This is a genomic window from Streptosporangium sp. NPDC051023 (assembly GCF_040689595.1).
Classification (GTDB): Bacteria; Actinomycetota; Actinomycetes; order Streptosporangiales; family Streptosporangiaceae; genus Streptosporangium.
This window is the reverse complement of the sequence record NZ_JBFBCE010000017.1, coordinates 49,345-68,851: the sequence shown is the minus strand read 5'-3', so window position 1 is coordinate 68,851 and position 19,507 is coordinate 49,345. Positions and strand designations below refer to the sequence as shown.

14 protein-coding genes are annotated in these 19,507 nt (G+C 70.0%); 10 read left to right on the top strand and 4 right to left on the bottom strand.

Annotated elements, in window-relative coordinates:
- Positions 1 to 31 precede the first annotated feature (31 nt).
- Together AB0395_RS13870 and ctaD are read right to left on the bottom strand one after the other, a co-directional pair.
- Positions 32 to 2,806 carry an immune inhibitor A domain-containing protein gene (locus AB0395_RS13870; RefSeq protein ID WP_366280493.1) on the bottom strand — a complete coding sequence of 925 codons (2,775 nt, stop codon included), beginning with the start codon at positions 2,804 to 2,806 and terminating at the stop codon, positions 32 to 34.
- 327 nt (positions 2,807 to 3,133) lie between these two features.
- A complete protein-coding gene (gene ctaD, locus AB0395_RS13865) occupies positions 3,134 to 4,795 on the bottom strand; it encodes a cytochrome c oxidase subunit I (RefSeq protein ID WP_366280491.1) in 1,662 nt (553 codons plus the stop codon).
- A gap of 289 nt (positions 4,796 to 5,084) precedes the next feature.
- Between ctaD and AB0395_RS13860 the strand changes: the two genes are divergently transcribed.
- The 9 genes from AB0395_RS13860 to AB0395_RS13820 all read left to right on the top strand — a co-directional run bounded on the left by AB0395_RS13860 (position 5,085) and on the right by AB0395_RS13820 (position 16,732).
- On the top strand, positions 5,085 to 6,446 hold the full coding sequence (locus tag AB0395_RS13860) for an FAD-linked oxidase C-terminal domain-containing protein (protein WP_366280490.1): 1,362 nt from the start codon (positions 5,085 to 5,087) through the stop codon (positions 6,444 to 6,446).
- Between the two features lie 156 nt (positions 6,447 to 6,602).
- Entirely contained in the window at positions 6,603 to 8,393 is a 1,791-nt protein-coding gene (locus AB0395_RS13855) for a protein kinase (protein WP_366280489.1), read from the top strand.
- A gap of 320 nt (positions 8,394 to 8,713) precedes the next feature.
- The gene (locus AB0395_RS13850; protein ID WP_366280598.1) at positions 8,714 to 10,246 is read left to right on the top strand and encodes a carboxyl transferase domain-containing protein; all 1,533 of its coding nucleotides are present in this window, start codon (positions 8,714 to 8,716) and stop codon (positions 10,244 to 10,246) included.
- 47 nt (positions 10,247 to 10,293) lie between these two features.
- The gene (locus tag AB0395_RS13845) at positions 10,294 to 12,330 is read left to right on the top strand and encodes a biotin carboxylase N-terminal domain-containing protein (RefSeq protein ID WP_366280596.1); all 2,037 of its coding nucleotides are present in this window, start codon (positions 10,294 to 10,296) and stop codon (positions 12,328 to 12,330) included.
- The gene (locus tag AB0395_RS13840; RefSeq protein ID WP_366280487.1) at positions 12,327 to 13,139 is read left to right on the top strand and encodes an enoyl-CoA hydratase family protein; all 813 of its coding nucleotides are present in this window, start codon (positions 12,327 to 12,329) and stop codon (positions 13,137 to 13,139) included. The genes AB0395_RS13845 and AB0395_RS13840 overlap by 4 nt, the downstream gene beginning before the upstream one ends.
- Complete coding sequence (locus AB0395_RS13835; protein ID WP_366280485.1) at positions 13,139 to 15,022, top strand: acyclic terpene utilization AtuA family protein; 1,884 nt, start codon at positions 13,139 to 13,141, stop codon at positions 15,020 to 15,022. The genes AB0395_RS13840 and AB0395_RS13835 overlap by 1 nt, the downstream gene beginning before the upstream one ends.
- A gap of 167 nt (positions 15,023 to 15,189) precedes the next feature.
- Positions 15,190 to 15,414, top strand: coding sequence for a hypothetical protein (locus AB0395_RS13830; RefSeq protein ID WP_366280482.1), 225 nt, complete (start codon positions 15,190 to 15,192; stop codon positions 15,412 to 15,414).
- Positions 15,415 to 15,552: 138 nt separating this feature from the next.
- Positions 15,553 to 16,404: a helix-turn-helix transcriptional regulator gene (locus AB0395_RS13825; protein WP_366280480.1), complete on the top strand. Its 852-nt coding sequence runs from the start codon at positions 15,553 to 15,555 to the stop codon at positions 16,402 to 16,404.
- A 67-nt stretch (positions 16,405 to 16,471) separates the two neighbouring features.
- Entirely contained in the window at positions 16,472 to 16,732 is a 261-nt protein-coding gene (locus AB0395_RS13820; protein WP_366280478.1) for a hypothetical protein, read from the top strand.
- Between the two features lie 24 nt (positions 16,733 to 16,756).
- Here the strand turns inward: AB0395_RS13820 and AB0395_RS13815 are convergent, their stop codons facing one another.
- Positions 16,757 to 17,137 (bottom strand): hypothetical protein, encoded by a 381-nt coding sequence (locus AB0395_RS13815; protein ID WP_366280476.1) that lies wholly within the window; start codon positions 17,135 to 17,137, stop codon positions 16,757 to 16,759.
- Positions 17,138 to 17,356: 219 nt separating this feature from the next.
- Between AB0395_RS13815 and AB0395_RS13810 the strand changes: the two genes are divergently transcribed.
- Positions 17,357 to 18,700 (top strand): FAD-binding oxidoreductase, encoded by a 1,344-nt coding sequence (locus tag AB0395_RS13810; RefSeq protein WP_366280474.1) that lies wholly within the window; start codon positions 17,357 to 17,359, stop codon positions 18,698 to 18,700.
- A 60-nt stretch (positions 18,701 to 18,760) separates the two neighbouring features.
- Here AB0395_RS13810 and AB0395_RS13805 read toward each other — a convergent pair whose 3' ends face one another.
- Positions 18,761 to 19,417, bottom strand: a complete 657-nt coding sequence (locus AB0395_RS13805; protein ID WP_366280472.1) for a TetR/AcrR family transcriptional regulator — start codon at positions 19,415 to 19,417, stop codon at positions 18,761 to 18,763.
- Positions 19,418 to 19,507: the final 90 nt, after the last annotated feature.

Genomic DNA, 19,507 nt, shown 5'->3' with positions numbered 1-19,507 from the left:
GATCACCGGACGGGGGCGTGTCCCCCTTGGGTCACTTCTTCGGCGGGGTCACCTGGAGCAGAACGCCGAGGTCGCCGGGCAGCGGGCTGAGCAGCTTGAACTTGACGCCCAGTGCCTTGCCCTCGTCACCGGGGTTGCCGGTGCCCAGGACGTTGCCGTTGCCCAGGTCGGTGCCGTACAGCTCCTTCGCCGGGCTGCCGTCCGCGTTGACGACCCGGGTGCTGTACTGCTGGTCGCCCTTGGACGGGACGACCACGGAGGCGTCGAAGTCCCGGTAGTACAGGCCGCCGTCACGGGACTCGAAGCCCGGGTACCAGGTCTTCGCGTCGGTGAACTCCGGTACGGCCGGCAGCTTGCCGATGTTGGTGCAGTACTCGCTGAAGGGCTCGCCCTGCCCCTCGATGCACTCCTTGAAGGGGTAGGTCTTGCCGAAGGAGAAGGCCGCGTTCGAGGTCTGCACGCGTCCCTGCATGTTCTTCAGGCGGGTGGTGTCCTTGTCGGCGGCCACGCCGGTCCGCCGCAGCGGGTCGAAGTGGGAGTCGACCAGGATCAGGCTGCCCTTGGAACCGATGCTCGGCGGCAGTTCGAGGTTGTTGGACAGGCTGTTGTTGGTGAAGGTCGAGTCGCGGTACCAGACCAGCAGGCCCGGGGCGTTGTACTTGACCTTCTCCACCTTCCACGCGCCCTCACGTGAGTAGTCGGTGGTGTAGGTGTACTGCAGGCCCTTGTCGAAGCCGTCGAAGTTGCGCCACTCGGCGAGGTAGAACCGGGAGATCTCGCGGAAGCCGTCGTTGATGCCCCAGCCCTGGCCGTGGCTGTTGGTGTAGGTGCCGCCACTGGCCGTCCAGCCCTTGTTGCCGCCCTCGACGTCGTCGCTCCAGACGGTCTGGGTGCCGCTGGTGAGCGCGAAGTCGTCGGCGTGCCAGCTGCGCGGGGTGAAGGCCGCGTCGGTGTTGTAGGTCAGCCGCAGCTTGACGGTCTTGCCGGCGAACGGAGCGAGGTCGACGTAGTCGTGCCGCCAGCCGTCGGTGTTACCGGTGAGGCCGTACTTCCTGTTGCCGAACTTGGAGAGGTTCTTGTTCGGGTCGGGGTAGTCGTCGCCGGTGGAGACCAGGGCGCCGCCCTCGGTGTAGACCTTCTGCGGGGCCCAGGTGGCGCCGCCGTCGGTGGAGACCTCGATGAAGCCGAAGTCCCAGTCCTGCTCGATCTCGTAGTTGTTCCAGAGCCAGAACTTCACGTCGGTGCCCGCGGGCACCTGGACCTCGCGGGTCAACTTGACGTCGGCCCACTCCTGGTCGAGGTTGGACCACCACGCCTTGGTGCCGCTGTGCGGCTCGATCATCTTCAGCGGCGCGCTGGCCAGGTTCACCCGGACGCCGTCCTCGGTGAACTTGGGCGTGCGCGAGGACTGACCGACGGTCACCACGCGGGAGCTGTCACCGGGGTTGAAGACCTTGGGGTTGGCCCAGCCGAGGACCCACTTGTCCCACAGGCCCATGTGGGCCGGCATCGACTGGAAGATCGGGCCGCTGTGGGAGCCGCTGGACATCAGGTCCCAGAAGTCGACGGCCGAGGAGGCGTTGCCCGTGGTGTCGTAGAGGTCGGGCAGGCCGAGGTCGTGGCCGTACTCGTGGGCGAAGACGCCGACGCCCGAGTCCTCCGGCTGCACGATGTAGTTGGAGATCTTCACGTTCTTGCCGGGGACCTTGTAGCCGCCCGCGACCGCACTGGAGTGCGCCCAGATCGCGTAGGTGCCCTCCGCGCCGCCGTCCGAGGACTTGTCCTTGCCCGCGTGGACCAGCACCAGGTGGTCGACCACACCGTCGGGCTCGGCGAAGTTGCCGTCACCGTCGGAGTCCGCGACGTCCTCGACGTCGTAGTCGGCCCAGGGGAAGTTCGGGTCGGCGGCGGCCAGGGTGTCGACCGCGTCGATGGCGAGCTGGCCGGGGCCGAGCGCGTTGCTCGGGTGGCCGGTCATGTCCTGCGCTTCCTTGCCGCAGGCACGCGCGCCGTAGTAGGCCTCCGAGTGCGGGACCTTGATCCACGGGCTGGCCTGGCCGGTGACCGTGTAGGCACCCTTGGACAACTCCTCATACATGTTCTTCATCGTGTATTTGGAGATGTCGATGCCCTTACGACCGTCCCGCGGATCGATCAGGTCAGGGCGGACGCGCTGGGTGATGCCGTCCTTGCTGTAAAGCATCTTGTTGAAATGGTCGGGGCTGAAGTCAGGCACCCAGAAACTGTTGTTGTCCTTGTGTGCCAAGGACGCCGGGTTCGGGATCTTGTTGTGCAGCGGGCCGTTGAGCAGGGTGCCCGCCGGCTCGGTGACACAGTGGGCCGGGTCGTCGTCGTTCACGTTCGGCGGGCGCTTGAAGCCGGAGAAGTCGTCGTTGGCCTTGTCGTTGAACTCCACCAAGAGGGTGAGGAGTTTGGCCTGCTTGGCGACCTTCGCCTTCTTGAACAGCAGATCCGCCGGGTTGAGGCCGGTCCTGATCGCCTCCGCCTCACGGGCGGCGAGAACCCGCGCGGCGGCGGGGTTTCCCTCGGAGTACTTCTGGGCGATCTGCCTGGACGGGCTGATCCGCCGCTCCCTCGAGTTGGGCGCGGCCGGGTCCTGCACGTCGGGCTCGTCCCTGGGCGGAGCGTAGTTGATGTAGTAGTCGGCTGCGGTCGGCTGGTACCGCGCGGCTGAGCTGTCTGCTTGCGCCGACGCACCGCCCACCGCCAGCCCCGCGGCGGCCAGGCCGATGACGGGCACTATCGCGAGCAGGCGCTTTCGGGCGCCCCTGCCTTTGCTGGACAACGCTTACCCTCCCTGCCCGGGTTCGCCGGGCGCGGACGTCCCCGATGCGCCTTATGTACGCACCGAGCGGGACGTTAGACGAGAAGGTAAAGCAGGAGTAAAGACGCTGAATGATGTTGTAAAACTGTAATGAATCGCCAATTGTCATGAAATGGTGATGGTTTCCAATGCATTTGTGACATTGGCGGTTTCACAGCAGGTCAGCACGGTGAAAGCCGGGACGCGGCATGCGAAAGACCGCCCTCCGGGCGAGACATGGCCCCTGGGGCGGTGAGCGGGGGAGGCGCGGCGGACCGCGGGACGGCCCCGGCGGCGGGCCGGTCAGGGTTATTCCGGTGAGGCGGCCTGGTCGAGCTCGCGCGGCTCCTCGATCCGGGGGTGGTGCAGGTCGAACGCGGGGCGCTCGGACCGGATACGCGGCAGCGAGGTGAAGTTGTGCCGCGGCGGCGGACAGGAGGTCGCCCACTCCAGCGAGTTGCCAAACCCCCAGGGGTCGTCGACGGTCACCCTCGGCGCGTTACGGAAGGTCCACCAGACGTTGTAGAGGAACGGCAGCGTGGAGACGCCGAGGACGAAGGAGCCGATCGAGGAGAACAGGTTCAGGCCGGTGAAACCGTCCAGCGGGCTGTAGTCGGCGTAGCGGCGCGGGAAGCCCTCCGCGCCCAGCCAGTGGTGCACCAGGAAGGTGGCGTGGAAGCCGATGAACAGCAGCCAGAAGTGCACCTTGCCCAGGGTGTCGTTGAGCATCCTGCCCGTCATCTTGGGCCACCAGAAGTAGAAGCCCGCGAACATCGCGAACACCACGGTGCCGAAGACGACGTAGTGGAAGTGGGCCACCACGAAGTAGGAGTCGGTCACCGGGAAGTCCAGCGGCGGCGAGGCCAGGATGACACCGGTCAGGCCGCCGAACAGGAAGGTGACCAGGAAGCCGATCGAGAACAGCATGGGCGACTCGAAGGACAGGTGTCCCCGCCACATCGTGCCGACCCAGTTGAAGAACTTCACCCCGGTCGGGATCGCGATGAGGAACGTCATGAACGAGAAGAACGGCAGCAGCACCCGGCCGGTCGCGAACATGTGGTGCGCCCACACGGTGACGGAGAGCCCGGCGATGGCGATGGTCGCGCCGACCAGGCCGATGTAGCCGAAGATCGGCTTGCGGCTGAAGACCGGGATCACCTCGGTGATGATGCCGAAGAACGGCAGCGCGATGATGTACACCTCGGGGTGGCCGAAGAACCAGAACAGGTGCTGCCAGAGCAGCGGCCCGCCGGTGGCCGCGTCGTAGACGTGGGCGCCGAGCTTACGGTCGGCCTCCAGCGCCAGCAGCGCGGCGGCCAGCACCGGGAAGGCGATCAGCACGAGCACACCGGTCAGCAGCACGTTCCAGGTGAACAGCGGCATGCGGAACATCGTCATACCGGGGGCGCGCATGCAGATGATCGTGGTGATGAAGTTGACCGAGCCGAGGATCGTGCCGAGGCCCGACATCACCAGGCCGACGATCCACAGGTCACCGCCGGTCTGCGGGGAGAAGGTCGCGACCGAGAGCGGGGCGTACCCCGTCCAGCCGAAGTCGGCCGCGCCCCCGTTGGTGAGGAACCCGCTGAGCGCGATGAGCCCCCCGAACGCGAACAGCCAGAAGCTCACCATGTTGAGCCGGGGGAAGGCCACGTCGGGCGCGCCGATCTGCAACGGCATGACCACGTTGGCGAATCCGGCGAACAGCGGCGTGGCGAAGAACAGCAGCATCAGGGTGCCGTGCATGGTGAACAGCGCGTTGTAGGAGGCCTGGTTGACGAACTGGAGTCCCGGCTGCGCCAGCTCCGCCCGGATGATCAGGGCCATGATCCCGCCGATCAGGAAGTACACGAACGACGTGATCATGTAGAGGTAGCCGATGACCTTGTGGTCCGTCGACGACAGCCATGAGACGATCACCCTTCCCCTGCTGGTGGCGACCGCGGGCCGCTGTTGCACAGTCGTCACAGCCGGCTCCCTTCGGTTGGGCGGCGGCCGTACGAACCGAAACTTCTCCTTCCGGACCGCCGCATCAACACAGTTGGGAGAACCCTCACCGGCCCTCGCTCGCATAATCACGTCATGGGCTTTTCTTGCACGAAATTTCGACTCATACCCCCAAAGACCTGGGCTTTCTTCGCGAAGGCCATAGATTTCGCGGCTCCCTTCGCCGAAAGATCGCTCCCTCCCGCCCTCCGGTGACGTCCGCCCGCCCCGGGGTGTCTCCCTCCTCGGGGACACGTCGTACAGTCCCTTTGTGAGCGCTATTTCCGAACTCGTCGCGGCCCTCTCGCCGGAGAAGGTCCTGACGGATCCCGACGTCACCGACTCATACGCACGGGACAGGACTTTCCTCGTCCCGGGCAAGCCGCTGGCTGTCGTGCTGGCCGAGAGCAGGCAGGACGTGGTCGCCACACTCGGCTGGGCCACGGCGCACCGGGTGCCCGTGGTGCCCAGGGGTGCCGGGACCGGGCTCGCGGGCGGGGCGACGTCGGTCGACGGGGGTGTCGTCCTGGCACTGCACAGGATGACGGCGATCAGAGAGCTCTCCCCCGCCGACGAGATCGCCGTGGTCGAGCCCGGCGTGATCACCGCCGACCTGGACAGGGCCGCCCGCCAGCACGGGCTGATGTACGCGCCCGACCCCTCCTCCTACGAGATCTCCACGATCGGCGGCAACCTGGCGACCAACGCGGGCGGGCTGCGGTGCGTGAAGTACGGCGTGACCCGCGACTCCGTGCTGGGTCTCGAGGTCGTCCTGGCGGACGGGCGGATCCTGAACACCGGCAGGCGCACGGTGAAGGGCGTGACGGGCTACGACCTGACCGGGCTGTTCGTCGGCTCGGAGGGAACGCTCGGGGTGATCACCGCCGCCACCGTACGGCTGCGCAGGGCCCCCTCGGTCTACCCCGCGACGATCGCGGCCGAGTTCACCTCCCTCAGGGACGCGGCCTCCGCGGTGGCGGCGATCATCGCGGCGGGATGCCAGCCCTCGCTGCTCGAGATGCTCGACCGCACCACGCTCAAGGCCATCGACGACTGGCGGAACATCGGGCTCGAGGCCTCGACCCAGGCGATGCTGATCGCACAGTCGGACGCGGCCGACGGCCCCTCCGTCGCCGAGCGCATGGCGGAGCTGTGCACCGCGAACGGCTCGCCCTTCGTCGCCGTCTCCTCCTCCCCGCAGGAGGCCGAGGAGTTGGTCGGGGTTAGAAGGATGGCCTACCAGGCCAAGGAACGGCTCGGTAAGTGCCTGGTCGAGGACGTGTGCGTGCCGCGTTCCGCGCTGCCGTACATGATCGAGAAGATCGAGGCCATCGCGGCGAGGCACGATGTGCTGATCGCCACGGTCGCGCACGCGGGTGACGGCAACCTGCACCCCGTCTTCATCTTCGACCACGGCCTGGCGGAGCCGCCGCCGAACGTGTGGGCGGCGGCCGACGAGGTCTTCAGGGAGGCCCTGGAGATGGGCGGCACGCTGACCGGCGAGCACGGGGTCGGGCTGCTGAAGCGGCGCTGGCTCTCGCTGGAGGCCGGGCCTGTCACCCAGGAGATCCATCACGGGATCAAGCAGGTGTTCGACCCGCTCGGCATCCTCAATCCCGGCAAGGCCATCTGAGCGGCGCTCTCCCCGACCCGGTCCGCCGGCGACGGATCGGGAGATCGTCAAGGTCACCGCACATGGCGGTTGTGCGGAGATCGTCCGGACCAGCGTTCACACTGGTAGCGTTCTGCACCACATAACCCAATTCGCAGGTTTTGTCGGGGGGTCATCGTGGTACAGCCGCTCGCGGCGGAGGATCCTCCGCGGCTCGGGCCGTTCGAGCTGACCGGCAGGCTCGGCGAGGGAGGCCAGGGCGTCGTCTATCTGGGCAGGGGGCCCGAGGGCGAGCAGGTGGCCGTCAAGCTTCTCCACCACGGGCTCGCGATCGACCCCGAGGCCAGGACGCGGTTCCTGCGAGAGGTCTCCGTCGCCCAGCGGGTGGCCAGGTTCTGCACCGCCCCCGTGCTCCACGCCGACCTCGTGGGCAGTCAGCCGTACATCGTCAGCGAGTACGTGCCCGGCCCGTCCCTGCGCCAGATGGTCGACCGGGAGGGCCCGCGGCGCGGCGCCGCGCTCGAGCGCCTGGCCATCAGCACCGCGACCGCCTTGGCGGCCATCCACCGCGCGGGGATCCTGCACAGGGACTTCAAGCCCGCCAACGTGCTGATGGGGCCGGAGGGGCCCGTGGTCATCGACTTCGGCATCGCCAGGGCGCTGGACTCCCCGGGGATGACCGCGACCGGGATGGCGATGGGGACGCCGTCCTACCTCTCCCCCGAGCAGCTCGGCGACGGCGAGGTGACGTCGGCCGCCGACGTGTTCGCCTGGGGCGTCACGATGGTCTTCGCCGCGACCGGGAGACCGGCGTTCGGCTCGGACTCCATCGCCGTGGTGATGAACCGGATCCTGACCGTCGAACCGGACCTGAGCGGCATCGAGGGACAGCTCCGCGAGCTGGTCGCCGCCTCCCTGTCGAAGGATCCGTCACTGCGCCCGACCGCGGAGGAACTGGTCGGCCACCTGATGGGGGCGACGGTCCCCTCGCCGATCCGGCGGCAGGCAGCCGCGACCGCCGCCGCGCCGCCCATGGCCCAGCCCGCCGCCCAGCCTGCTGCCCCGCCCCCGGTACCGCCCGCCCCGCCCCAGGAACCGCCGCGGCGCGAGCGGAAGACGCGGCGCCCCGGCGGCCTGCTGCTCGCCGGAGTCGCCGGGATCGCCGCGCTCGGCGTGACCGCGGGCGCCGTCGTGCTCCTTCAAAGCGGCCAGAAGGCCTCCAGCGCGCAGGCCGCGGTCTCCGCGGCTCCGCCGCAGGGGGCCGGGGAACCCGATCCCGCGCTCACCCCCGACACCCCGCCCTCCACGTGGAAGTCTCCCAAGCCCAGCCCGACACGGAAGAGGACGGCCGAGCCCGTCGCCCGCGTCACCGCGAAGCCGGTGCCGGAGCAGACGGCCAAGCCGTCCCCCAAGCCAAGCCACGAGCCGACGAAGAAGGCGGGCGGGGACGACCCGGGGGGTGGATCGTCCGAGCCCGGTGAGCCCTCGGCCACCGCGAAACCGACCGTGCAGCCGACCGTGCAGCCCACGGTCAAGCCGACCGTGAAACCGACGGCGACACCCACCGTGAAACCCACGATCAAACCGACCGTGAAACCGACGGCGACACCCACCGTGAAACCCACCACGCCCCCGCCGCAGAAGCCGAACATCTACACCGCGACCGGTGTCTGCGGCTCGGGCTACAAGGTGATCGACTCCAGGGGCCTGGGCGCCGCGACCGTCTACCTGCTCTACAGCTCCGCCGCGGGCAAGAACTGCGTCGTCACCATGTCGAAGTACATGGTTCCAGGAAAGATCAAGATGAACGCCACGCTCCAGGTGCAGGGCGGCGCGTCCGCCGCGAACCCGGGCAGTTTCACGGCCTACGCGGGCCCGGTACGGCTCGCCGCCGTCAAAAAGTGCGTCATGTGGGGCGGCATGTACGGCACGGCCGTCTGGAAGAGCGGCTGGAGCCACTGCACCTGACAGAGCCCGCACAGAAACCCACACAGAAACCCGCGCAGGAGTCCTCGCGGGAGCCCGTGCGGAACCTCGTACGGGATCTCCGCGAGGGGCCGTGCGGTTGCCCGCCCGGTCCCGATGCGCCGTCACCGGCTCCGGCGCGGGAGCCGTCACGCCCTCTGGCAGAGGCGTGGGTTCTGGGCTACGTTGACTGACGTGATCGTCGAGGCCGAGGCGCCGACCAGCCGGGACGGACGGGCACGGCCCGCTCCCACCGGGGCGGCAGGCCGCGCGTGACCCCGCTGGACACCTCGGGGGCCGATTACCTGGCACGGCGCGAGGCGATGCTCGCCAAGCTCGCCGCGCTCGAGACCGAGCACGCCAGGGCGGTCGCGGGCGGCGGAGCCAGGCACCTGGAGCGGCATCGCGCACGGGGCAAACTGCCGGCCAGGGAGCGGATCGAGCTGCTGGTCGACCCCGACTCGGCCTTCCTGGAGCTCTCGCCGCTGGCAGGCTGGGGCAGTGAGTTCCCCGTCGGGGCGAGCGTGGTCACCGGCGTCGGGGTGGTCGAGGGGGTCGAGTGCGTGATCGTCGCCAACGACCCGACGGTTCGGGGCGGCTCGACGAACCCGTGGACCCTGCGCAAAACGCTCAGGGCCGCCGACATCGCCTTCCAGAACAGGCTGCCGCTGGTCAACCTGGTCGAGTCCGGCGGGGCCGACCTGCCGACTCAGAAGGAGATCTTCATTCCGGGCGGCCGGGTCTTCCGCGACCTGACCCGCCTGTCCGCGGCCGGGATCCCAACGATCGCCCTGGTGTTCGGCAGCTCGACGGCGGGCGGGGCCTACGTCCCCGGGATGAGTGACCACGTGGTCATGGTCAGGGAACGGGCCAAGGTCTTTCTCGGCGGGCCTCCGCTGGTCAGGATGGCCACCGGGGAGGAGTCGGACGACGAGTCGCTCGGGGGCGCCGAGATGCACGCCCGCGTCAGTGGCCTGGCCGACCATCTGGCCGCCGACGAGCACGACGCCCTACGGATCGGGCGGCGGATCGTCAAGGGCCTGAACCTACGCAGGCTCGGGGCCGTCGCGCACGCCGTACGGGAGCCGCTGTACGACGAGGACGAACTCCTGGGGATCGTGCCCGAGGACCTGCGGATCCCGTTCGACCCGCGCCAGGTGATCGTGCGGATCGTGGACGGCAGTGACTTCGACGAGTTCAAGCCCCTGTACGGCACGAGCCTGGTGACGGGATGGGCACGGCTGCACGGCTACCCGATCGGCGTCCTCGCCAACGCCCGCGGCGTGCTGTTCAGCGAGGAGGCGCAGAAGGCGGCGCAGTTCGTCCAGCTCGCCTGCCGGTCGCGCACCCCGCTGGTCTTCCTGCAGAACACGACCGGCTACATGGTCGGCAGGGACTACGAGCGGGGCGGCATCATCAAGCACGGCGCCATGATGATCAACGCGGTCTCCAACTCGACGGTCCCGCACCTCACGGTCGTCATGGGCGCCTCGTACGGCGCGGGCAACTACGGCATGTGCGGCCGAGCCTACGATCCCCGATTCCTGTTCGCGTGGCCGAGCGCGAAGTCGGCCGTCATGGGGCCCGCCCAGCTCGCGGGAGTGCTGTCCATCGTGGGCAGGGCCGCCGCTGAGGCCAGGGGGCAGGTCTACGACGAGGAGGGTGACGCGGCGATGCGGGCGCTGGTCGAGGCGCAGATCGAGGCCGAGTCGCTGCCGTTCTTCCTCTCCGGACGGCTCTACGACGACGGCGTCATCGACCCCCGCGACACCAGGACCGTTCTCGGCCTGTGCCTGTCCGCCGTCAACAACGCGCCCGTCCCCGAGCCCTCCGGCTTCGGGGTCTTCCGGATGTGACCGTGACCATGAACGCACCACCGGCGCCCGGTGCCGCGGGCCGGGCCGTGATCGGCCGCCTGCTCGTCGCCAACCGGGGCGAGATCGCCCGCCGTGTCTTCCGCACCTGCCGTGACCTCGGCATCGAGACCGTCGCGGTCTTCTCCGACGCCGACGCGGACGCGCCGCACGCCGCAGAGGCCGACCACGCCGTGCGGCTGCCCGGGGCCAGGCCCGCGGAGACCTACCTGTCCGCCGAGACGATCATCGACGCGGCCCGCAGGACAGGGGCGGACGCGCTCCACCCCGGCTACGGCTTCCTGTCGGAGAACGCGGCGTTCGCACTGGCCGTGCTGGAGGCCGGGCTGACCTGGGTCGGGCCGTCCCCCGAGGCCATCGCCGCGATGGGTTCCAAGATCGAGGCCAAGGCCCTGATGGCGGGGGCGGGGGTGCCGGTGCTGCCCGGTCTCACCGCGAAGCCTGACCGGTCGGCGGACGACCTGGCGCGGGACCTCCGCGAGCTCGGCGCTGTCTTCGCCGAGGCGTGCGGGTCCGTGACACAGGGGCCCGTCCCGCTGCTGGTCAAGGCGTCCGCGGGCGGCGGTGGGCGCGGGATGCGGATCGTGCGCGCCGGGGACGACCTGGCGGGCGCGGTCGAGTCCGCGCGGCGCGAGGCGTCCGCGGCCTTCGGCGACGGGACGGTCTTCGTCGAGCCCCTGCTGGAGAACGCCAGGCACATCGAGGTCCAGATCCTGGCCGACCGGCACGGGACGGTGTGGACGCTGGGCGAGCGGGAGTGCTCGATCCAGCGACGGCACCAGAAACTTCTCGAGGAGACCCCCTCCCCCGGGGCGTCCCCGGCGTTGCGGGCCCGGCTGTGCGACGCGGCGGCCAGGGCGGCGAGGGCGGTCGGATACGTCGGCGCCGGGACCGTCGAGTTCCTCGTCAGGGACGGCACGGTCGCGTTCCTGGAGATGAACACCCGCCTCCAGGTCGAGCATCCGGTCACCGAGTGCGTGTACGGCGTCGACCTCGTCGAGCTCCAGCTCAGGATCGCCGAGGGGGAGCGGCTCCCCGAGTCTCCGCCGCGTCCCCGCGGCCACGCCGTCGAGGTGCGGCTCTGCGCCGAGGATCCGGCCCGTGATTGGCTGCCGCAGAGCGGCGTCCTGCACCGTCTCGCCGTCCCCGGCGTCGGCCGCCGCCTCTCTCCTGTGCCGCACGGGCCGTACGGCCTGCGCCTCGACTCCGGTGTCGAAGACGGCTCCGAGGTCGGTGTGCACTACGACCCGATGCTCGCCAAGCTGATCTCCTACGGCGCGGACCGCGCCGACGCCGTGCGGAGACTCGCGACGGCCCTGTCGAACGCCGCGATCCACGGGCTCGTCACCAACCGCGATCTACTGGTGCGGGTCCTGCGCCACGAGGCGTTCCTCGCGGGAGCCACCCACACGGGCTTCCTCGACGAGCACGACCTCACCGGACGCGTCCACGGGGGGCGGGAGCCGTTGCCGCCGGGCACGTCCGCCGTGGCGCTCTCCGCCCTCGCGGCGGCTCTCGCGGGAGCGGCGGCGAACAGGGCGGCGGCGGCCGTACAGGCCGGGCTGCCGAGCGGGTGGCGCAACGTGGTCTCGCAGCCGCAGCGGGTTGCCTTCGCCGAGGCGGAGGTCGCCTACCGGATCACCAGGGACGGCCTGCTGGCAGAGGGGTTCCCCGGCACGGTCCTGGTCAGTGCCACGCCCGGCCTGGTCGTCCTGGAGACCGCCGGGGTGCGGCACCGATTCGCCGTCGCCCGCTACGACGGCGTCACGCATGTGGACTCCCCCCTCGGCCCCGTACGGCTGACGCCACTGCCCCGGCTGCGGGAGCCGGTGGAACAGGTGGTCCCGGGCTCTCTGCTCGCACCCATGCCCGGTACCGTACTGCGCGTCGACGTCGAGCCCGGCGGTCCCGTCGTCGCGGGCCAGGTCGTCGTGGTGCTTGAGGCCATGAAAATGGAGCACCCCGTCACCGCGCCCGCGGCGGGCACGGTGTCGGCGTTGAACGTGACAGCGGGCCTGCGGGTCGAGGCGGGAGCCGTACTGGCCGTGATCAAGGAGCAAGGTTGAACACCGACGCGGGTTGGCCAGTGGAACGCCTGGTGCACAAGGAGGTGTCCGGCGGGGTCGCCACGATCACCCTGGACTCTCCGCGCAACCGGAACGCGCTGTCCGTACGGCTCCTCGGCGACCTGGAGGAGCGGCTCAACCAGGCACTCGCCGACGAGAGCGTGCGGGTCATCGTGCTCACCGGGACCGGGCCCGTCTTCTGCGCGGGCGCGGACCTCAAGGAGCAGCGGGTGGAACCGGGCAACGCCCACGAGGCGCCGGTGACCGCCTCGTTCCCGGAGATCATGAGCCTGATCTGGGAGAGCCCGAAACCGGTCGTCTGCCGGTTGAACGGCACCGCGCGCGCCGGGGGCCTCGGCCTGGTCGCGGCCTGTGACTTCGCCATCGCGCCCGACTCGGCGTCGTTCGCGTTCACCGAGGTACGGCTCGGCGTGGTCCCCGCGATGATCTCGGTGACCGTGCTGCGGCGGCTCGACCCCCGGGCCGCGGCCGAGTACTTCCTCACCGGCGAGACCTTCGACGCCGCGAGGGCGCAGGAGATAGGCCTGCTCACCCGGGCCGTGCCCGAGGAGGCCCTGGACGACACGGTCGCCCACTACACCGGGATGCTGCTGCGCGGCGGCCCGGAGGCGCTGGCGCTCACCAAGCAGCTGGTGCGGACGGTGCCGGCCCTCAGCGTCGAGGAGGGCATGCGCCGCATGGCCGAGCTGTCCGCCCAGCGGTTCACCTCCGCCGAGGGACAGGAGGGCATCACCGCCTTCATGCAGAAGCGTCCTCCTTCCTGGGTCCCCGGAACCAACGAGGGCTGATGCTGCGGATCGCCAACTGCTCCGGCTTCTACGGCGACCGGTTCTCCGCCGCGAGGGAGATGGTCGAGGGCGGCCCGATCGACGTGCTCACCGGCGACTGGCTCGCCGAGCTGACCATGCTGATCCTGGCGGGCAACCGGCTGAAGGGCCGCCCCGGCTACGCGCCGACCTTCCTCGGGCAGCTTGAGGAGGTCCTCGGGACCTGCCTGGACCGGGGAATCAGGATCGTCTCCAACGCGGGCGGCCTGGATCCCGCCGGGTGCGCGGGCGCGGTGGCCGAGCTGGCGGACCGGCTCGGGCTGCCCGCCAGGGTCGCGCACGTCACGGGGGACGACGTTTCCGGGCACGACCTGCGTGGCGCGCGGAACCTGGACACCGGGGAACGATTGTCCTGCGCGCCGCTGACCGCGAACGCCTATCTCGGCGGCAGGCCGATCGCCGCGGCCCTGTCGGCGGGGGCCGACGTGGTGGTGACCGGCAGGGTCACCGACGCCGCGCTCGTGACGGGACCGGGGATCTGGCGGTACGGCTGGCGGCCCGGCGACCACGACGCGCTGGCCGGTTCCGTGGTCGCCGGGCACGTCATCGAGTGCGGCTGCCAGGCGACCGGCGGGAACTACGCTTTCTTCGGCGAGGTGCCCGGCCTGGCGCGCTGCGGGTTCCCGATCGCCGAGCTGCACGCGGACGGCTCCAGCGTGATCACCAAGCATCCGGGGACGGGTGGGATGGTCTCGGTGGGCACGGTCACCGCGCAGTTGCTCTACGAGATCGGGTCTCCCCGGTACCTGGGCCCCGACGCGGTCGCCCGGTTCGACACGATCCGGCTGGAGCAGCTGGGGCCCGACCGGGTCCGGATCTCGGGGGTGCGGGGCGAGGCCCCGCCGGACACGCTGAAGGTCGCGATCACCTATCTTGGCGGCTACCGCAACTCCATGACCATGGTGCTGACCGGCCTGGAGCTGGAGGCCAAGGCGCGGCTCGCGCAGGAGGCCATCTGGTCGCGCGTGCCCAGGGACTCCTTTGAGCGGGTCCACGTCGAGCTGATCCCCCTGTCGGGCACGGTCTCCCCCGCGGACGCCCCCTCGACGGGCGCCCGGTCCCACGGTGTGCCCGGGGACGTCCCTGAGGGGGACAGCACGCCTCACGGGACCGACTCCCTGACGGAGGTCCTCCCCACGGAGGCCACCTCCTGCGGCACCGCGCTGCTCCGCGTCACCGTGATGGACTCCGACCGACGCAGGGCCGGGCGCCTGTTCTCCTCCGCCGTGGTCGAGACGGGGCTGGCCAGCTACCCGGGCTGCTACGGCCTCACCCCTCCCGGTGACGCCTCCCCCTACGGCGTTCTGTGGCCCGCTCTCATCCCGGCGGACGCCGTACAGGCGCGGGTCCGGCTGGACGGCCGGGAGGTCGAATTCCCCGGGCCCGACGCCGCCGAGCCCGGCGGCCACGGGTCTCCCCCGGCCCCGGACGCGCTCCCCACGCCGCCGATGCCGCATGAGGCGCCCGGCGCCCCCAACGGCCGTGAGCGGGCCGCAGGAGACGATGAGCGGCCGGTCAGGCGGGTCCCGCTGGGCACGATCATGGGGGCCCGCTCAGGGGACAAGGGCGGCAACGCCAACCTCGGTGTCTGGACCCGCACCCCGGAGCAGTACGCCTGGCTTTCGACCTATCTGACGGCCGAACGTCTCGGGGAGTTGCTGCCCGCCACGGCCCGCCTGAGAGTCGACCGCTTCGAGCTGCCCAACCTCAACGCCCTGAACTTCGTCGTCCGCGGTCTCCTCGGCCGAGGTGTCGCCGCCAGTCCTCGCCTCGACGCCCAGGCGAAGGCCCTGGGCGAGGAGCTCCGTGCCAGGTACGCGGACATCCCCCCGTACCTGCTGTGACGCTCGTGACCTCTGTCCTGTTCACACCCTCCGTGAACGGACATCCCTTTCGCCGACCCGATGGGGGAAATATGCATATTCTAGTGATTGCAACCCTCCTGCAACCTTCCAAACTCTAGTATTGCGTGCAATTGCACGAAGATGCTGGATCGGGGAAGGAATCAGTCATGCGCTTGCGGTTTCTCGGCTCCACTTCGGAGGCGGGCGCCTGCCCCTCCCTCTACGAGACCGATCGCGGCACCATCGTGGTTCAGGGACTCCGGGTCGTCGACACCGAGGCCCTGTCCGATCTCCGCCACGTCCTGGAGGGCGAGACGGCGGTCGAGGTTCCCCGGGAACTACTCTCCGATATCGCCCGCCGGGTGCTTGCCGTACATATTGATCACGATTGAGGGGTCAGCTATGGCATGATCCGCCTGCTCGGTCTACCCTCATGCGCACCATGCGGAGGATTGGGCGAACGCACGGAGCGGACAAGCCGGCGGGCACGGAGGCACCGCGCCCGGGTTGGCCCGCGAAGGAGAGATCGGGTGAGCGAGTTCCAGCAGGGCCGCACGGAGCTGGGCGCCCAGCTCCGGCAACTGCGCGAGGCGGCACACCTGTCCGGAAAAGAGCTGGCCGAACGGCTGAGATGGCAGCCGTCCAAGGTCTCCCGGATCGAGAACGCACGTCAGACCGCCACCGAGGACGACGTCACCCTCTGGGGGCAGGCCGTCGAGGCCGCCCCCGAGGTCGTCGAGGAACTGGTCGAGCAGGCCTCGGCCCTACTGGAACGCCAGGACTCCTGGCGGCAGCGGCACCGCAGCGGCCTGGCGGCGCTACAGGAGGACATCCGTGACCTGGAGTCGCGGACCATGATGTTCCGGGTGGTCGAACCCGGAGTGATCATCGGCCTGCTGCAGACCACCGAGTACGCCAGGAGCATCTTCACCCGGATCAAGCGCCTGTACAACGCGCCCGACGAGGTCGACGCCGCCATCAGGGTGCGGATGCGGCGTCAGGAGATCCTTTACGACCAGAGCAGGAAGTTCAGGTTCATCATGTCCGAGGCCGCGCTGCGCTACCGGCTGGCACCGCCGGACGTGATGTGCGGCCAACTCGACCGGCTGCTCGCGGTCATCGCGCTGCCGAACGTGGAGTTCGGGGTGCTCCCCTTCGAGACCCAGCTGCCGTCCGCGCCGATCAACGGCTTCTGGATCTACGACAGGAGCCAGGTCGCGGTGCCGACGAGGACCCGTGATCTGATCCTGCGTGACCCCGAGGACATCACGTTCTACGAGCGGAGCTTTGAGGAGTTCTGCGAGGTCGCGGCCTTCCGGGAGGACGCCAGGGCGGTGATCGTCAGGGTGTTGGAGGATTTCACAAAACAATCCTCGGATTAGTATCCGCAATTGCTTGATTAACCTCCCAAGATCGTGCAATTCTCTGTCGAGACGGAGGTGACACACGATGCTGGACACGCTGTCTTGTCTCGAAAGGTTCGCCGCGGCGGCGCGGCGGCATGCCGATCTGGCCGTGCAGAGGGTCTCGTTCGACGATCCCGCATACGTGTCCGTCCGCAACCGCTTCAGCAGCACGCTGACCGAGACCGTGACATGCTCCCAGGACGGTGGATTCATCACCTCGTGGGGTTACCGGCTCGGCAGTGCCGACAACATCGAGGACGCCGCCGCACGTCTGGCCTTCCTGCTCGCCGCGATGCCCGCCTGATCTCCGCACCGCCGTCGGCCCCGCTCAGCAGGACCTCAGCGACCGGACGCCCCGCTCCCTGACCCACTGTTCGAGATTGCCGACGTGGCCGCCGAGGATCTCGGTGATCCCGTCCTGGTGACGGGGGTGTGAGTACAGGCACCACGTGTCGCCGCTGATGTCCCCCACCGACCAGGCGCGGCCGCCGAGTCGCCCCCGCCCGGCGGCGGGCGGGCCGGACGCCGCTGCGCCGGAGGCGTCCCAGTCTTCGCCGTCGTCGGACGCGCGGACGCAGAAGGCCCACGGATCACAGTTCCGGTCGCCCGCCCGCGTGTTCGCCGCGGTCGCGCTCGCGGTCGTTCCCGCGGTCAGGATCACCAGTGCGGACAGGGCGCTCTTCACCCGCAACGTCCGAAGAGCACTCATTTCCGTCTCCCATGAGATCGCCCCGGACCCGCACCGGAGACCGACGCGACAAGCCTTGCTCACCCTCCGTGTTTTCAGCGCCGCGCAGAGAAAGTGTCCGTAACCGGCCATGGCCGCCGGACGGCGTCCATCCCCGACTTGAGGACGGCCTCAAACGAATCCCAAGTCGCGCTCAAATCCGGCGCGACAGAGTGAGGAAACCGACCAAGGGGAGAAATCATGACCATCGGGAACGACCTGCGACGCGCGGTCAAGGGACAGGTGCTGGTCTCGGGTGACGACACCTTCGATCAGGCCAGGCGGCCATGGAGCCTCGTGGTCGACCAGCCCGTCCTGGCCGTGGTCGAGGCCGAGGACGCCGCCGACGTGGCGGCGCTGGTCCGCTACGCCCGCCTGGCCGGACTGTCCGTCTCCGCACAGCCGAGCGGCCACGGAGCGACCGGCGCCGTGGAAGGCGTGATCCTGCTGCGCACCGGACGGCTCGGCGGCGTCGAGATCCGGCCCGGACAGCGAACCGCCAGGGTGGGCGCGGGCGTGCGGTGGAGCGAGGTGCTGTCCGCCGCGAGCCCCCACGGCCTGACCGGGCTCGCGGGCAGCTCGCCCGTGCCCAACGTGGTCGGATACACCCTCGGCGGCGGGCTGAGCTGGTTCAGCCGCCGTCACGGGCTGGCCGCCGACAGTGTCCGCGCCTTCGACGTCGTTGACGCCGAGGGCGTCATGACCAGGGTGACCGCAGACTCGGATGCCGAGCTGTTCTGGGCGCTGCGTGGCGGTGGCGGCGACTTCGCGCTGGTGACGGCTCTGGAGTTCGACCTGTACCCCGCTCCCCACCTGTACGGCGGTCGCCTGATATGGCCCGCGGAACGGGCCCGCGAGGTGCTGGCCGCCTTCAGGGAGGTCACCGCGGAGGCCCCCGAGGAGCTCGCCGTCTGGTTCAACCTGCTGGACTTCCCGCCGCTCCCCTTCCTCCCCGACGCCCTGCGCGGCAAGGCGCTGGTCGCGATCGACACCGCTTTCCTGGGAGAGGCGGGCGAGGGGCGGGCCCTGCTGCGCCGCTTCGAGGAGATCGGCGGGATGACCGACGACACCCGCAGACCGCTGGCGGTCGCCAACCTGGGGGACATCTGCGCGGAGCCGACCGAGCCGACCTCCGGCGTCGGCCACGCCGAGTTGCTGACCGGCCTGGACGACGCGGCGGCCGAGGTGCTGCTGACCGACCCCATCGCCCCGCTGCTCAGTCTGCAGATCCGTCATCTGGGCGGGGCGCTGGCCCGTCCCGTGCCCGGCGGCGGGGCCTGCGGCCACCTGTCCGAGCCCTACTCGCTCTACATGATCGGCGTCACGCCGACAGCGGAGGCCGTCGCCGCCGCCGAGACCCGGCAGAAGGAGATCGCGGGCGCGCTGGTGCCGTACACCAGCGGTCGTAAGCCGTACACCTTCCTGGGGGTCGGGGAGCGGGCGGCCGCGGCCTTCCCCGGCGACGTCCTGGCCCGGCTGCGCGGCGTCAAGCGGGCCCGCGACCCCCGCAACGTGTTCCGCAGCAACTACCCGGTCCTTGGCTGACGGCCGCCCTGCGGCCGTCAGCACGCCGGAGTGGGCGAGCCGGTCCCGGCGGGCGCGAGGTCAGCTCTCGGAAACGGGAGGGCGATCCTCGAAGGTCGCGGGGTCCAGGCCGACCTCGCGGGCGGTGGCGACCCTGGCGTGGTGCAGCAGCCTGCCCCGGGACATGTTGCCCGCGTGCAGGGTGTAGCGGACCACCAGGCCGTCGAGCATCCCGTCGATCCGCTCGGCCGCCCCCTGGGGGTCGTCGCAGGCGAACTCGCCCGCCGCGACGCCCTGTGTGATCACCCCTGCCAGGATCTCGATCCAGGCGCCCTCAAGTTCGAGCAGGATCACCCGGACGTGCGCCTCGCGCACCCCGACGGCCCAGGCGTCGAGCCAGAGGATCCAGCTCTGGTCGGAGCGGGACGCCGGGATGTAGAAGCGCAGAACGCGGTCGAGCCGCTCGACGGCGGTCCCCGGCTCCGCGACGATCTCCCTCAGCCGGTGGATCTCCGACTCGCTGGTGCTGCGGAGCATCTCGGTGATGAGGTCGTCCTTGGTGGCGAAGTGATAGTGGATCAGACCACCGCTCACATTGGTCGCCCTGGCGATGTCCGCGACGCGGGTGCTGGCCAGCCCGCGCTCCAGCACGACCCGCCGGGCGGCTTCGAGCAGCTCCGCCCGGCGCTGGTCCGCCTGGTCCGCGCGGCTGCCGCGCGCCCCTCCTCCGCTTTGCACTGCGCAAGACTACAGCAGCGCGGCTCTGCGACTTCAATACTACTGACTAGCCGTTCAGTCAATAGCTTTCCGCCAGGTTCGGACCGCGTT

What these genes read in the sequence shown, in the direction of transcription:
- AB0395_RS13850 (WP_366280598.1), top strand. Translation starts at nt 8,714, where the DNA reads ATGCTCGCCAAGCTCGCCGCGCTCGAGACCGAGCACGCCAGGGCGGTC.
- AB0395_RS13835 (WP_366280485.1), top strand. Translation starts at nt 13,139, where the DNA reads ATGCTGCGGATCGCCAACTGCTCCGGCTTCTACGGCGACCGGTTCTCC.
- AB0395_RS13830 (WP_366280482.1), top strand. Translation starts at nt 15,190, where the DNA reads ATGCGCTTGCGGTTTCTCGGCTCCACTTCGGAGGCGGGCGCCTGCCCC.
- AB0395_RS13820 (WP_366280478.1), top strand. Translation starts at nt 16,472, where the DNA reads ATGCTGGACACGCTGTCTTGTCTCGAAAGGTTCGCCGCGGCGGCGCGG.
- AB0395_RS13815 (WP_366280476.1), bottom strand. Translation starts at nt 17,137, where the DNA reads ATGAGTGCTCTTCGGACGTTGCGGGTGAAGAGCGCCCTGTCCGCACTG.
- AB0395_RS13810 (WP_366280474.1), top strand. Translation starts at nt 17,357, where the DNA reads ATGACCATCGGGAACGACCTGCGACGCGCGGTCAAGGGACAGGTGCTG.